Below are 13,948 nucleotides of genomic sequence, written 5' to 3' on the forward strand. Positions count from 1 at the left end.
GATTTTGAGGGCAAGCATTGGAAATAATATTCATATGATGTTTCCTATGGTAGATTTGGTAGAGGAGGTAATAGAAGCAAAGAAACTTGTGAAAGAAGCAGTAGAGGAACTGGAAAAGGAAGGTAAAGAATATAAAATTCCCCCCATTGGTATAATGTTGGAGACACCCATATCTATTCTAAACATAAATAGATTTGCAGATTTTGTGGACTTTTTTAGTTTAGGTACAAATGATCTTTTTCAATATACCTTTGCTGTAGATAGAACTAACGAAAAAGTCTCCTATTTGTATAGGCCATATCATCCTGCTTTTTGGGATTTAATTAAGGAAGCAATAGATTCTGTTCATAAAATTGGTAAGTGGATTGGTATTTGTGGTGAATTGGGTGGAGATTTAAGGGCCTTCTTACTTCTATATTCTCTTGGTATTGATGAGGTGAGTGTAGCTCCATTAAAGATTCCAATTTTAAAGTTATTGAGTTCTAAAATAGCTAAGATTGATGTTTCTTTTGATTCATTACAAGAAGATGAACTTTTAGAAGTATTAGATAAGCATTATCAGAAAATCATGGAAGAAATAGTAAGTTAATAGTTAATTTTTGAAAGAATTTTAATTCTTTAATATTATTTTAACTTTCTTGAATAAGGATGATGTTTCTTTGATAATATTCAAAAACGAGGTGGTGAAAAATGTTAAATTTCTTAGAGGCTATAGGAAATAGAATAGAGATTATAGATGAGATTGATTCTTGGGAAGAGGCGGTAAGAATTGGTGGGAAACTCCTGGAGAAAGAGGGTATTGTGGAGCCTAATTATATAGATAAAATGATTGAAGTATGTAAGGAATTGGGGCCTTATGTGGTTATTGCTCCAAGAGTAGCAATCCCCCATGCTCGTCCTGAAGATGGGGCAAAATCCCGTGGTGTTTCTTTATTAGTAATAAGGAAAGGAATAAATTTTGGATCTTATAATGATCCTGTTTATCTTGTAATTTCTTTTGCAACTCCTGATAGAGAATCTCATCTTGAGTTTTTACAAGATTTGGCAGAAATTCTTCAAGATTCGGAAAAATTAGCAGAACAGTTTATAAGTGTTAAAGATAGAGAGGAAATTAAAGATTATATTAAAGAATTCTTTTCTAAAGTTAATACATAAAAAAGGGTGTTACAAATGGTGAGTAAGAGACTTAAGATTGTTGCTGTTTGTGGAATGGGTTTAGGTAGCTCCTTAATATTAAAAATGAATATAGAAAAAGGTAGTGAAGGATCTTAATTTGGAAGCAGATGTTTCAACAACAGATATATCTACTGCAAAGGCAGTATTAGGAGATGCAGATATTGTTATTACTTCTCCAGAGTTGGCTCAACAACTTGGGGAGTTAAAAGCCAAAGTTGTTACAATTAAAAATTTTGTTAATTTTCAAGAGATGAAAAAAGCCTTGGAGAAAACCTTAAAAGGTTAAAAAATATATGGGGAGGTGTTTATATGTGGATTCTTAAGTTTATCCAAGATATCCTAAGTGTACCTGCAATTTTGGTGGGTGTTGTGTCTTTTGTAGGTTTAGTGTTTTAGAAAAAGACATTTTCAGAAGTAATAAGTGGAAGTATAAAAACTATCTTAGGATTTTTGATCTTAGTGGCTGGTGCCGTAACTTTGATTGGTTCTTTGAATGCATTAGGTCCAATGTTGGAAACAGGATTTGGAATAAAAGGGGTTGATCCTAATAATGAGGCTATAGTTACTATTGCCCAAAAACCTTAGGTAGAGAGACTGCTTTAATAATGGTATTTGGTTTCCTTATAAATATACTGCTTGCCCGTTTTACACCATTTAAGTTTATATGGTTAACAGGACATCATAACTTTTATATGGCTGCTTTAATTTCTGCAACCCTTGGAACAGCAGGTCTTACTGGAGCAGGACTTGTAATATTAGGGGCAATAATTTTAGGATTAATGCAGGTTTTGATGCCAGCATGGATACATCCTTATATGAAGAAGGTAACAGGTTCTGATGATATTGCTTTAGGTCACTTTGGTACCTTAGGATATTTTGTTTCAGGTGCTATTGGAAGTCTGGTTGGAAAGCCTGAAGATAGTACTGAAAATATATCCTTCCCAAAGAGTTTAGGGTTTTTGAGAGAATCTTTAGTAGCAACAGGTATAACTATGATTATAGTATTTTTAATTGCAAGTATTGCAGCAGGTCCTTCCTTTATAGAATCTAAATTGAGTGGGGGTCAGAACTTTTTAGTATATGCAGTTGTACAAGCTTTAACTTTTGCTGCAGGAGTGGGTGTTGTAATTTATGGCGTTAGAATGATAATATCAGGAATTATACCAGCATTTAAAGGAATTTCTGATAAGATTGTACCTGAAGCGAAACCTGCATTAGACTGTCCTGTAACATTTCCTTATGCTCCTAATGCTGTAATAATTGGTTTCATATTTAGTTTCTTAGGTGGAATTGTTTCTATGCTTCTTATGCCTTTGTTTGGTTTACCGGTTATCATTCTAGGTTTGGTACCTCATTTCTTCGTAGGAGGTACTGCTGGAGTGATTGGCAATGCGACAGGAGGTAAAAAAGGAGCTATTTTGGGATCCTTTGTAAATGGTATTATTATTAGCTTTGGTGCAGCATTGTTACTACCAGCTCTCGGAACACTTGGATTTGAAAATACCACTTTTGGTGATTCTGATTTCCAATGGTTAGGAATATTAATAAGTTTAATAGCTAAGTTATTTAAATAGCATAAATCAATCAATAGGTATATAATAGAATAGATTGAATTTAAAACCCCCTGTTTTTGCAGTGAGACAGGGGGTTTTTATTAGGGGGTTAAATAAAATGAAGACAAAGAGGGCTTTTTTAATTGAGCCAAGAAAATTCAAGATTGATTATGTGGATGTGGAGCCAAAAAGAAATGAGGTATTGGTAAAAGTTGTCTCTTGTGGCCTTTGTAATTGGGAACTTAATCATTGGCATGGAAGGCTCGGAACTTTTCCACAATCATTGGGGCACGAATGGGCAGGAATTGTGGTGGATGTTGGATCTGAGGTTAAAGATCTAAAGCCTGGAGATAAAGTAACCGCATTACCAGATGATCTTAGTGGTTTTTCAGAATATACAGTAGTGGACGAAAAAAATTGTGTGAAACTTCCTGATAATATTGATATTAAATATGCCTTAGGAGAGCCAATAAAGTGTATTGTTACAGTTTTGAGGGCAGTTCGGCCTGAGGTTGGAGATTATGGGATTGTTGTAGGATGTGGTTTTATGGGATTATTATGTATTCAAGCATTAAAAGGGAATACATTATCAGAACTTATTGCTATCGATATTGATGAAAAGAAATTAGATATGGCTTTAGAGTTTGGTGCTACAAAGATAATTAATGCAGGAAAAGAAAATGTTGTAGAGAAGATACAAGATATAACAAAGGGACATATGGTCGACTTTGTAATAGAAGGTACTGGAAATCCAAATGTATTAAATATTTGTCAAAGATATTTGAAGACAGGGAGAGGAAGATTAATTCTGATGAGTTCTCATGAAACTGAGTGCGAGAAATTTGATTTTAGAGAGGCAATAAAAAGGTCCATAGAGATAATAGTAGCCCATCCTTCTTATTCTTTAAATCCATATGATGATTTAAGAAGGGCGGTAAATCTTTTAGAGAAGGGGACCTTTAATATAGAAAAGTTAATAACACATAAATTTTCCCTGGAGAATATTCAAGAGGCATTTGAGACTTTAGAGAATAAACCCCAGGGATATATCAAGGGATTAGTAGTTATAGCTGATTATAACTATTAGGATAGGGAAGGAATATTTTAAATCTATTCCCAATCAAGTAGTCTTTTTTCTCCTTCAATCTTTTTAATATCTGTAATATCTTGGGTTACTTCCAAGGTTCCAAGATAATTGCCATCTTTATCTCTTACTGCAAAATATCTTATATATATTAATCTTCCATTTAGATTTATCCAGAAATCAGCATGATCTTTTGTACCATTTTTAAACTCTTCTATAATTTTTTCTACTATGTGAATACTCTTTTGAGGGTGACATTGCTGTACCTTTCTACCAATTACAGCTTTTGTTCTTACAAATATTCTATCCTTTGTCTCACTAAAATATCTTACCTCATCATTTTTGTCCACAAAAGTTATATCTACAGGTAAAGTATTTAAAACTGATTCTAACTCTTCCAATGTGAGACTTCCTGTAGGTAGATTTATCATGCCTTCCTTCTTTTCTAATTCCTTTTCTTCGGTCTTATCTACTGGTGTTAATACAGATGGGGGAGTGAAACAGCAATATCCAATCTCATCAAATTGAAGTCTTATATCTTTTAATTCATCCTCAGAAAGTACATGAAGGGCCATGGGGAAAAGAATGTTATTTTCTTTATAAAAGTGGCTTGAAAGCATTTCTGAAAGGTCCATAGCAAGGAGGGCTAATTTTCTTACAAATTCTTCAGGTGATATGTTTTTATAATTGTCCATAAGTTTATAGATATCCTTCTTTATGGCTCTTATCTTATCATGATCCATCCACATAATGGCAGGTGGTTCTGTTATTCCATGTTTTTCTAAATATGGGAAAAGTACATTTTCTTCTCTTAAATAATGTTTCTCTGACTCCTTAAAGTGATTTACTATATCTTGTAATTCGTTTAATTTCTCTTTTCCCTCCTCATAATCTTTTATATTTCTCATTTGCTCAACAATATTCTTTAATTTATCTGCAAATTCTAAAAGGGCTCTATGCTCTTCCATGAGTATTGTTATGGGATTTCCTGCTCCACCTTCGGGTCCTTTTTCTAAGGATTCTTGGAAAACTGCCAGATGTACCTCACAAAGTCTTACTACTTCCTCCCTTGGAAGCCCTTCTTTAATTAATTCTTCTTCAATTTGGGCTATCTCTGTAGGAGTTATGCTACCAAACATCTGTTTAAATTGCCTTTTTAGGACTTCGGGATCTTCTCCTTGGTGAATTTTCTTGATAAGCTCCTTTAATGCTTCCTTTCTATTAATTCTCATTCCAAAAATCTCACTCATTGGTAAAACCCCCCAATCTTAAATAGATGATTTAAAATTTCTTAATCTTAGAGAATTTGAAACCACAAAAACAGAGCTAAAGGCCATAGCAAAACCTGCGATCATAGGGTTCAAAAGAATACCCGTAAAAGGATATAAAACACCTCCCGCTATAGGTATTCCAAGAGTATTATAAATAAAGGCCCAGAAAAGATTCCATTTAATGGTGGATAGGGTCTTTTTGCTAAGCTCTAATGCTCTTACAACTCCTTTCAAATTATTTCCTACAACAATGATATCAGATGATTCTATGGCAATATCAGTACCAGATCCCATTGCTATTCCAAGATCTGCTTGAGAAAGAGCGGGAGCATCGTTTATCCCATCTCCTACCATGGCAACAGATTTACCTTCCTTTTGAAGCTCCTTTATTTTGTTTAATTTATCTTGAGGAAAAACTTCTGCAAAAAAGAAAGATAAGTCCAATATTTTTGCAACTCTTTCTGCAGAAACCTTATTATCTCCTGTAATCATTCCCACCTCAAGACCCATATCTTTTAATTTTTTAACTACCAATTTTGCTTCTTCTTTTAACTCATCTGTAAAAGTTAAAATTCCTATAGGGATATCATCTTTTTTTAAAAGAGTGACAATTTTTGACTCTTTTATATATTGTTCATAGATATCTTTTATTACCTTACTTAGCTCTACTGGTTTTCCTAAAAAATATTTTGAATTATTTATTACTCCTTCTATGCCTTCCCCTGGGATTTCTTTCATCTCTAAGATTTCTATAGGCTTTATCTTTTCAGTTTCTCCTTTTTCTAATATGGCTTTTGCTAAAGGGTGGTTTGAAAATTGCTCTAAGGATACAGCAATTTTTAAAATCTCTTCCTTTGAAGTATTATTTAGAGGAATAATATCAACAAGTTTTGGCTTTCCATAAGTTAATGTTCCTGTTTTATCAAAAATTATGGAATTAATTTTATCAGTCTTCTCAAGTACCTCAGCATTTCTTATAAGAACTCCCATTTGAGCACCTTTTCCAATTCCAACAATAAGAGCTGTTGGTGTAGCAAGGCCTAATGCACAAGGACATGCAATGATTAATACCGCTATTAAGTTAGAAAGGGCATAGTTAAATGATGGTTTGGGGCCGAAAATGAACCAAAGGATGAAAGTAAGTATTCCTATCATTAAAACAGTAGGTACAAAAATACTTGCAATTTTATCTACTAATTTTTGTACTGGAGCTTTTGTGTTTTGGGCAGATTCCACTAATTTTATTATCTGAGCCAAAACTGTTTCTGAACCAACTTTTGTTGCAGTTATTTTTATAACTCCATTCAAATTTAATGTTCCTGCAAAAACTTTGTCTTTTTCTTTCTTTTCCTTTGGGATACTTTCACCAGTAAGCATAGATTCATCAATAGAAGTGTAGCCTTCTATGATTTCTCCATCTACTGGAATTTTTTCGCCTGGTTTTATAAGTACTATATCTCCTTTTATCACATCATTGATAGGTACTTCTATAAATTCATTTCCTCTCATAACTAATGCTTTTTGGGGCTTTAAACTTATTAATTTTTTTATAGCAGTAGAAGTTTTTCTCTTTGCCTTTAACTCTAAGTATCTTCCAAGTAATACAAAGGTAATTATTACAGAGGATGTATCAAAGAAAACCTCAGGTGAAAGTCCTTTAACACTAAAAAAAGAAGGATAAAAAGTGGCTAATGTACTATAAAGATAAGCTGATGTAGTACTCAGAACCACTAATGTATTCATATCAGAGGTTTTATGTTTGAGGGCTGTCCAAGCATTTTTATAAAATTTATATCCACCATAAAACTGTATAGGTGTAGCTAAGAGGAGAAGTAGATATGTGGGAAATTTAAAAAAGAAGCTTCCTAAAAAGATAGGAATAGTAAGTATTAAGCTTATAATAAATCTTCTTTTTAGATCTTTTAGCTCCTTTTCCCTATATAACTCTTGGGAATCTTCTATTTCTTCTTCCTTTGGATTTAATGCTTGATATCCCAATTCATTTATTGCCCTTTGTATATCCTTTAAGGATATTAATGAAGGGATATATTCTATATATAATTCTTCTTTTGCAAAATTTACATCAGCCTTTATAACACCGTCTAAATTTCTTAAAGTATTTTCTATCCTTTGAGCACAACCTATACAGCTCATTCCAGAAATTGGTACTATTGATTTACTACTTATAACCTTATAACCTAATTCTTCCACTTTATTTTTTATCTCTGTAAGATTTAAGTTATCCCCTACAATTTCTGCTTTTTCCAAAGAAAAGTTTACTTTAACTTCTTCTATTCCTTTTATATTCTTTAAACTATCCTCAATCCTTAACGCACAGCCTGCACAACTCATTCCAGAGATAGGAATTATAATTCTTTTTCCCATATATAAAACTCCCTTTTATAAAACTTTTCTTTTATATTATATACCAAAATGGTATGATTTCAAATTAAAAAATTTTAATAATGGAAAAAATAAAGGGTCTGAATTTGACCCTTTGTTTCGTTAAAATGACAAGTAGAAAAAATAAAGGAGGTGATATGTAATGAGACTCAAAAGTATATTATCTTTATTGTTTCTTTCTATTCTACTTTTTAATTTAGCTTTTGCTCAAAGCTCTGCTCCAAAACTATATGTTGAAAAAGTAAATAGCTCAGAAGGGTATCTTATTGATCCAGTAAAAACATATTTTATAGAAAAGATTAGAGAAAAAGGTATAGAAGTAGTGTATGATAAAGCACAAGCAGACTATATAGCAGAGTTAACAATAGTATCTGCAAATAGTAGAAGAAGTTTTAACTGGGTATTTTTATTCCTTTTCTATTTCTGGCCTATAGTTCCTGCTACTACTGTTCAAGGAGATGCTGTTGTAGCAGTAAGAATATTTGATGCAAATGGACAAGAAGTAGTTTTTGATCAGGCAGGATCATTGAAAAATGGAATGTGGTTCTTTGGTGATTTTGTCTCAGGAAATTCTGTTAAAAAGGATGCAGCCTTAGATTGTATAAATAAAATAGTAGCAAGAATCAATATAAGATAAAATTTCTTTTTAGGGGGAGATTTAACATCTCCCCTATTTTATTGATGATCAAAATTTTTAAGTAAATTTTTCATTTAGGGGGGTTAAAAGTGAAAAATTTTTTAAGTTGTTTTTAATCTTTCTTTTTTATTCCATTATGATTTCTGGATGTACACCAAAGGATACATTATCACCTCAAGTCTCCATTTCTCTCTCATCTTCTGATGTGAATAATCTATCTGGAAAAGTAACAATAAGCGTAAATGTAGTTGATAGATCTATGGCTAAAGATAGTCAAAAAGGGCCAAGTGGAATTGGTAAAATAGAATTATTTATTGATATGACAAAAGTTATGGAAAGTACAACAAGCCCTCTCACCTACTTGTGGGATACAGAACAATATAATGATGGATATCATACTATAACAGCAAAATCCTATGACAATGCTGGAAACATGGGAAGTGTAAGTGTAAGCGTTAGGGTTGTTAATGCTGAATGGCTCTTTTTAGTTTACTTAGATGGTGATAATAATTTGGAAAGCTCTGCTATTAAGGATATGAATGAGATGGAAATGATTGGTTCTACTAAAAAAGTGAAAATTCTTGTACTTTTTGATCGCATACCAGGATATGATACATCAAATGGGAACTGGAGTAATACAAGGCTATATTATGTTACTAAAGATTACAATACAAATAATATAAACTCAGTTTTGATTGAAGACTGTGGTGAATTGGATATGTCAGATCCAAATACATTAAGGAGTTTTATTGTTTATGGGATGCTATATTTTCCTGCAAAAAAGGTGTGCTTAGTGCTTTGGAATCATGGGGGTGGAGTTTATCCAAGATCACTGTCAAAGGATGATGTTCAAAGAGGTATTGTTTGGGATGATACTACGCCTTGGTTACCCATGGAATTGTTTAACTATTGATAAGGTTAGAATTGCCATTGGAAATGCAAGGCAAGTTACAGGAAAGAAAATAGATGTGATTAATATGGATGCTTGTTTGACACAGATGTTTGAAGTAGCTTGGGAATGGCAATATGAGACAGATTACTTAGTAGTTTCAGAGGCTATAGTTCCTGCTGATGGTAATGATTATTACACATTACTTTATCATTTAACTCAAAATCCCACAATGACGCCTTCACAGTTTGCAGAAACTATAGTAGATGACTAGTACAATTATTATAATGGAAAAGATAATACTACCTACTTCTTATATAAAATTGAGATCTGCTTTTAACACAGTAAAGATCAAGTTTTCAGCCTTTGCAGAAGCTCTTTATAGAGCTGATGATAATCAAATGACAATTATTAAAAATGTTTGGAAGTACGTAACATACTTTGATAAAACGGAATATAATGATCTTTGTGATTTTGCATATAAGTTATATTTAAGTACTCCAAATTCAAATATAATGATAAGAGCCTATGATTTAGTATATGCTCTATTAAATAATGTTTATTACAAAAATACTGGTAACTATGCAAATAAAGCATATGGTTTATCAATCTTAATTCCTACATATGATTCCTAGCAAAATTATAATGGATATAATCAGTATAATCTTCTTAAAATAAATCAAGATACTTATTGGTGCTATTTTGTTCAAAGATTTGCTTATTATACTCTAAATTAATTTATTTGTATTGGAAATATGGCAGGATGTAAATAAATTTTCCTGCCATATTTTTTTTGTGAAAAAATTTAAAGGGTCAATTTTTGTCATTTAAGGTTGTTACAATATCTGTATAAAATAAAAAGTGGGGGTGAAAAGATGAAAGAGCTCAGAAAAATTACATTATGTTTAATTTTCTCCTCTATATTAGGAAATATCTCTATATTAGGAAATATATTGGGAGGAATAGCAATTTTAATTTCTGGCTTAGTTATTTTTCCATCTACTTATAATAAAATAGTTGAAAAAGCAAATATATCTTTATCAGCGGGTGTTAAATTCCTAATTGTTTTAATAGCTTTGATTATTTTTCAGCTACCACTGATAGTAGCTATTTATCAGAAAAAAGTAATGTAAATTTGGTATCTGAAACTAAAAAGGCAGAAGTAGCAAAAAACCTGAGTTGGAATTAGTTAGTTTAAAGATAGAGAGGGATGGTTCTGGGGGTTATGTGATAGGTGTGGTGAAAAATAATACTAATAAGCAATATAATTATGCACAAATTGAGATAAACCTATATGATAGTCAAGGGATACAGCTGGGAGTACCTTTGCAAATATAAACAATTTAGAGCCTGGAGGTATATGGAAATTTAAAGCACTATTTTTTGAAAAAGAAGCAGTAAAATCCAAGGTAAAGTCTCTTTGGGGATATTGAAAATTTAGGATTAATGAGAGGGGGAGGAATTTTTTTTAAGGTCAATTTTTAACACTTTAGGTATTTATAATATAAATCAGAAAAAATTAAATGGGGTTTAAGATGAAGATTATAGATTATGTATCTAAAGTGAAATTTGGAAATCCTCAAAAATATGAAAATATAACAATTATACCAATCTTTGCAGAAATAGAAAAAGTTCCTGAGTTTATAACCTTAGACGAAGCTTTAAAAACAAAGGAGTTTTACATAAAAGAAGTAGATCAATTTGGTACAGTGCCAAATTTAAAAGTAATAAGTAAGCTTGATCAAAAGGTATTCATATTAGATGGGGAAGAATTAAAAGGTGGAAAGCAAAATAGGGTAGTGAATACATCTTTATTAATAAAAAACAAATCTGAGTTTGTAATTCCTGTAAGCTGTACTGAAAGAGGAAGATGGCACTATGAATCTCATCATTTTGATGAGCCAGATGTAGTAATACCTGCTGATATTAGAAGAATTAAGAATAAGAGTGTATTCAGCTCTTTGATTTATGGAAGTAAATACAATTCAGATCAAGGGATGATATGGGCTGAGATTGAAAAGTTGCAAAAGGAGTTTGGAGTGTACTCTGAAACATCAGCTATGAGGGATGTTTTTGAAAAAAGAAGGAATTTATTTGAAAATATGAAGGAAAAATTTCCTTATATAGAGGGGCAAAATGGGATAATAGTATTTCAAGATGGAAAATTTGATGGTTTAGACATTATCTCTCTAAAATCTGCCTATAAAAATCTTCATGATAAATTGGTAAAAAGCTATATATTTAGAAGCAAGCTTTTGAAAAAAGAAAATAATGGAAATTATAGGGATGAGTATGAGGAATTTTTAAAGGAAATAGAAAGAGTAGAACCATTAAAGTTTAAATCTCCTGCTCTTGGATGGGATGTAAGAATTGCAAGCCAAAATTATGTAGGAGCTATTTTAACCTATGCAAATAAGCCTATACATATTAACTTTTTTGGAAAAAGGATTACAATTACAATAAATATTTTGATTAAGCAAGGGGGATGAAAAATTTGAGACTCAAAATAATCTTAGAAGGGGATATTCTTCCCATTGATTATCGTAACCATTTTATGAGCTTTATAAAGGAAGCCTTGAAAGTTTCAGATTTGGGAAAGGAATATTTGGAGAATCTTTATAAATATGAAGAAGGGGGTGAGATTAAGAATAATAAATCAGGAAAGCCTTTTTGCTTTGCAGTAAGATTTTTACATGATAAAGAAGAATTCAAGAAGGATAAAGACATTTTATATATTAAAACACCCATAGAATTTTATATCTCAAGCCCAGATCCAGGCTTTTTAGTTGCTCTCTATAATGGCCTATTAAGTAAAAGGTTATATCCCTTTAAGATGGGAGAAGGAGAGATAAAAAAAAGAAAAAGTATTGTACTTCTTAGAGAAAAAAGTATAAAAGAAAATAAAGTGGTTTTTATGACTCTTTCTCCCATCCTTATAGAGGATAAAAATGATAAGCCACTTCTTCCTATTAGTCCAGAAGATGGAAGCTCTCTTTCTAAGGAAAGCGAAGATTTTGTTTACTTTCTCAGAGAGTTTAATTACATCTCTGATACTATCTTAAAAAGTGTGAGGGGATATGGATTAAAAGAAGGATTAGATTTTAAACCTATTAAGCTAAGAAAAGAAGTAGTTAAACATAGGATAAGGGAAAAGGATATAGAGCCAAAACTTTATACTTTTACATGCTTTTCTGGAGTATTTGAATTATGTGGTGATAAAGAAGACTTGAATTATTTATATCAGCTTGGTTTTGGACTAAGAAGGGCTCAAGGTTTTGGAATGGTGGAGGTGGTGTGAATGGCTGATAATGTGATGAAGCTTTATCCTGGAAATTGGTTATACAATGCAGGAGTAATTGGATTTTTATATTCATTGGAAAAAGTTGAAAAAATTCCTTATGAGGATGTGGCAAATTTTAATGATGACGGTTCTGTAGAAATAAAAAAAGATATTTTTGAAAAATTGAAAGTTCGTGAAAGGTATTTTAGTGAAGAAAAAGAAAAAATATCTTCTATTGTTGGAAAATCAAATTTGTATAGAAATTACTTACAAGAGGTATGGAAAAATAAATTCCCTGACTATGTTAAAAAACTCTCAAAGATTGAAGAAAAAGATGATACTATACCTTGTGGCCTTTGTTATAGAAAAATTCATTTATCAGATGATGATATTAAAGAATTAGAAAATTTAGGATTAAAAAAGTTTTTAGAGGGTATATCTAAGTTTGACATGAGACATTTATCCACATTAGGTCCATCTATGGGAGAATTTCCAAATGGTTTTTGGAATAATTCTAAAACCTTTCGTGTGTGTCCTCTATGTGCATATTTAATTATTCATCATCATCTATCATTGGTGGAGCTTTCTGATAAATCTAAGATCTTTGTGAATGCTCCTTCATTTAAGGTTATGTGGCATTTAAATAGATATGTAAAAGAAATTTATGAAAGAGAGAAAATAGAAGTAATAAGAGAACTTTTGGGAATGTCTATTATAGAATTGACTCTAAAACTTCACATTCAGCTTGGCAAATGGACAATGATGAATGTAGAAGTAGTTAGCCAATATAGAGAAGGAGATAATGATAAAATAGAATTCTTTTCTTTACCCTATGAAACTATATTACTCCTTTTGGATGGTAATATAGCAAGATTAATCAATGATATAGGTGAGATAAATGTTTTGAATTTAGTCTTGGATGGTAAGTACAGAGAGATTTTAGATTATGGAGAAAGAGTTTTTAAAATAGGACTTAAAAATAAAAATGATTGGGGTAAGCATGAGAAAGAATTTATTAATAAAAAGATAAAAATGGATAAGAATAAAGCTAATCTCATATCCTTTTCCCAAAAACTTTTTAAACTCTATGCTCTAATTGAAGAGAAAATAGGAAAGGGGGTTTATGTATGAGTGATAACTTCAATTTTGACGAAATAATCAATAATATTAAAGATCAGATTAAGAATGGAGTGGTAGAATACGAATCTTTTAAAAAATTGGTAGATAGTTATAAAGAACTTGGTTTTCATATACAAAAGCTATTGGAATTTGCAGTTAAAAATACTAAAGAAGATAAAGATAAATTGAATAACCTATATGAAGAAATTAAGGAAGAGAATATAGCAAATCTTTGTGATCAATTGAGATCTTATGGGGAAAGATTAAGATTTAGGAATTCTGGGGTATATGAGAGATTTTATGATAAGAATAAAAATGCTCCTGCAGGAATGACGTTTAGATTGCTTGAACTTTCAAGACTTGGAAAAAGAGATGAAGTTTTTTACATAATACTTAGAGAGTTTGCTACAGCTCAAGAAGAGGTAGATGAGAAGCTTGTAATGGCTTTTAATCCCAAATATTCTAGTGATGTTTTTAGAACCTTAATTTATTCCTTTTTAAGTGGGCTTTTAGGATAAATTTTTATATAGGGGGTA

At 31.4% G+C, this 13,948-nt stretch carries 16 protein-coding genes and 2 pseudogenes; 16 read left to right on the plus strand and 2 right to left on the minus strand.

What is annotated here, in order from left to right:
* Nucleotides 1-4 precede the first annotated feature (4 nt).
* The 6 genes and pseudogenes from ACY3JO_RS01705 to ACY3JO_RS01730 all read left to right on the plus strand — a co-directional run bounded on the left by ACY3JO_RS01705 (nt 5) and on the right by ACY3JO_RS01730 (nt 3,816).
* Nucleotides 5-589, plus strand: coding sequence for a putative PEP-binding protein (locus ACY3JO_RS01705; RefSeq protein WP_463085092.1), 585 nt, complete (start codon nt 5-7; stop codon nt 587-589).
* A 101-nt stretch (nt 590-690) separates the two neighbouring features.
* Entirely contained in the window at nt 691-1,155 is a 465-nt protein-coding gene (locus tag ACY3JO_RS01710) for a PTS sugar transporter subunit IIA (RefSeq protein ID WP_463085093.1), read from the plus strand.
* A gap of 15 nt (nt 1,156-1,170) precedes the next feature.
* Nucleotides 1,171-1,272 carry a hypothetical protein gene (locus tag ACY3JO_RS01715; protein ID WP_463085094.1) on the plus strand — a complete coding sequence of 34 codons (102 nt, stop codon included), beginning with the start codon at nt 1,171-1,173 and terminating at the stop codon, nt 1,270-1,272.
* A gap of 1 nt (nt 1,273) precedes the next feature.
* On the plus strand, nt 1,274-1,462 hold the full coding sequence (locus ACY3JO_RS01720) for a PTS sugar transporter subunit IIB (protein WP_463085095.1): 189 nt from the start codon (nt 1,274-1,276) through the stop codon (nt 1,460-1,462).
* 23 nt (nt 1,463-1,485) lie between these two features.
* Nucleotides 1,486-2,750: pseudogene (locus tag ACY3JO_RS01725) on the plus strand (PTS ascorbate transporter subunit IIC).
* A 97-nt stretch (nt 2,751-2,847) separates the two neighbouring features.
* On the plus strand, nt 2,848-3,816 hold the full coding sequence (locus tag ACY3JO_RS01730) for a zinc-dependent alcohol dehydrogenase (RefSeq protein ID WP_463085096.1): 969 nt from the start codon (nt 2,848-2,850) through the stop codon (nt 3,814-3,816).
* A gap of 23 nt (nt 3,817-3,839) precedes the next feature.
* Here ACY3JO_RS01730 and ACY3JO_RS01735 read toward each other — a convergent pair whose 3' ends face one another.
* Both ACY3JO_RS01735 and ACY3JO_RS01740 read right to left on the minus strand, forming a co-directional pair.
* Entirely contained in the window at nt 3,840-5,063 is a 1,224-nt protein-coding gene (locus ACY3JO_RS01735; RefSeq protein ID WP_463085097.1) for a DUF438 domain-containing protein, read from the minus strand.
* 18 nt (nt 5,064-5,081) lie between these two features.
* Complete coding sequence (locus ACY3JO_RS01740) at nt 5,082-7,469, minus strand: heavy metal translocating P-type ATPase (RefSeq protein WP_463085098.1); 2,388 nt, start codon at nt 7,467-7,469, stop codon at nt 5,082-5,084.
* Between the two features lie 160 nt (nt 7,470-7,629).
* Between ACY3JO_RS01740 and ACY3JO_RS01745 the strand changes: the two genes are divergently transcribed.
* From ACY3JO_RS01745 to ACY3JO_RS01790, 10 genes and pseudogenes are all read left to right on the plus strand, one after another.
* Complete coding sequence (locus tag ACY3JO_RS01745; RefSeq protein ID WP_463085099.1) at nt 7,630-8,124, plus strand: hypothetical protein; 495 nt, start codon at nt 7,630-7,632, stop codon at nt 8,122-8,124.
* Nucleotides 8,125-8,230: 106 nt separating this feature from the next.
* The gene (locus ACY3JO_RS01750) at nt 8,231-9,037 is read left to right on the plus strand and encodes a clostripain-related cysteine peptidase (RefSeq protein WP_463085100.1); all 807 of its coding nucleotides are present in this window, start codon (nt 8,231-8,233) and stop codon (nt 9,035-9,037) included.
* Nucleotides 8,994-9,287 (plus strand): clostripain-related cysteine peptidase, encoded by a 294-nt coding sequence (locus ACY3JO_RS01755; RefSeq protein WP_463085101.1) that lies wholly within the window; start codon nt 8,994-8,996, stop codon nt 9,285-9,287. The genes ACY3JO_RS01750 and ACY3JO_RS01755 overlap by 44 nt, the downstream gene beginning before the upstream one ends.
* Nucleotides 9,280-9,648: a hypothetical protein gene (locus ACY3JO_RS01760; protein WP_463085102.1), complete on the plus strand. Its 369-nt coding sequence runs from the start codon at nt 9,280-9,282 to the stop codon at nt 9,646-9,648. Before ACY3JO_RS01755 ends, ACY3JO_RS01760 begins: the two co-directional genes overlap by 8 nt.
* A 240-nt stretch (nt 9,649-9,888) precedes the next feature.
* Nucleotides 9,889-10,146, plus strand: a complete 258-nt coding sequence (locus ACY3JO_RS01765; protein ID WP_463085103.1) for a hypothetical protein — start codon at nt 9,889-9,891, stop codon at nt 10,144-10,146.
* 106 nt (nt 10,147-10,252) lie between these two features.
* A pseudogene (locus tag ACY3JO_RS01770) lies at nt 10,253-10,446 on the plus strand (FxLYD domain-containing protein).
* A 102-nt stretch (nt 10,447-10,548) separates the two neighbouring features.
* Nucleotides 10,549-11,502 carry an ARPP-1 family domain-containing protein gene (locus ACY3JO_RS01775; RefSeq protein ID WP_463085104.1) on the plus strand — a complete coding sequence of 318 codons (954 nt, stop codon included), beginning with the start codon at nt 10,549-10,551 and terminating at the stop codon, nt 11,500-11,502.
* A gap of 5 nt (nt 11,503-11,507) precedes the next feature.
* The gene (cas6, locus tag ACY3JO_RS01780) at nt 11,508-12,311 is read left to right on the plus strand and encodes a CRISPR-associated endoribonuclease Cas6 (protein ID WP_463085105.1); all 804 of its coding nucleotides are present in this window, start codon (nt 11,508-11,510) and stop codon (nt 12,309-12,311) included.
* A complete protein-coding gene (locus ACY3JO_RS01785; RefSeq protein ID WP_463085106.1) occupies nt 12,312-13,424 on the plus strand; it encodes a type I-B CRISPR-associated protein Cas8b1/Cst1 in 1,113 nt (370 codons plus the stop codon).
* A complete protein-coding gene (locus ACY3JO_RS01790) occupies nt 13,421-13,930 on the plus strand; it encodes a hypothetical protein (protein WP_463085107.1) in 510 nt (169 codons plus the stop codon). Before ACY3JO_RS01785 ends, ACY3JO_RS01790 begins: the two co-directional genes overlap by 4 nt.
* Nucleotides 13,931-13,948 lie beyond the last annotated feature (18 nt).

The organism is Dictyoglomus sp. LHC4, from assembly GCF_055181355.1.

Coding starts and splice junctions, on each gene's coding strand:
- ACY3JO_RS01755 (WP_463085101.1), top strand. CDS start 8,994: ATGATACTACGCCTTGGTTACCCATGGAATTGTTTAACTATTGATAAG.
- ACY3JO_RS01745 (WP_463085099.1), top strand. CDS start 7,630: ATGAGACTCAAAAGTATATTATCTTTATTGTTTCTTTCTATTCTACTT.
- ACY3JO_RS01775 (WP_463085104.1), top strand. CDS start 10,549: ATGAAGATTATAGATTATGTATCTAAAGTGAAATTTGGAAATCCTCAA.
- ACY3JO_RS01785 (WP_463085106.1), top strand. CDS start 12,312: ATGGCTGATAATGTGATGAAGCTTTATCCTGGAAATTGGTTATACAAT.
- ACY3JO_RS01710 (WP_463085093.1), top strand. CDS start 691: ATGTTAAATTTCTTAGAGGCTATAGGAAATAGAATAGAGATTATAGAT.
- ACY3JO_RS01790 (WP_463085107.1), top strand. CDS start 13,421: ATGAGTGATAACTTCAATTTTGACGAAATAATCAATAATATTAAAGAT.
- ACY3JO_RS01740 (WP_463085098.1), bottom strand. CDS start 7,469: ATGGGAAAAAGAATTATAATTCCTATCTCTGGAATGAGTTGTGCAGGC.
- ACY3JO_RS01715 (WP_463085094.1), top strand. CDS start 1,171: ATGGTGAGTAAGAGACTTAAGATTGTTGCTGTTTGTGGAATGGGTTTA.
- ACY3JO_RS01765 (WP_463085103.1), top strand. CDS start 9,889: ATGAAAGAGCTCAGAAAAATTACATTATGTTTAATTTTCTCCTCTATA.
- ACY3JO_RS01760 (WP_463085102.1), top strand. CDS start 9,280: ATGACTAGTACAATTATTATAATGGAAAAGATAATACTACCTACTTCT.
- ACY3JO_RS01730 (WP_463085096.1), top strand. CDS start 2,848: ATGAAGACAAAGAGGGCTTTTTTAATTGAGCCAAGAAAATTCAAGATT.
- ACY3JO_RS01735 (WP_463085097.1), bottom strand. CDS start 5,063: ATGAGTGAGATTTTTGGAATGAGAATTAATAGAAAGGAAGCATTAAAG.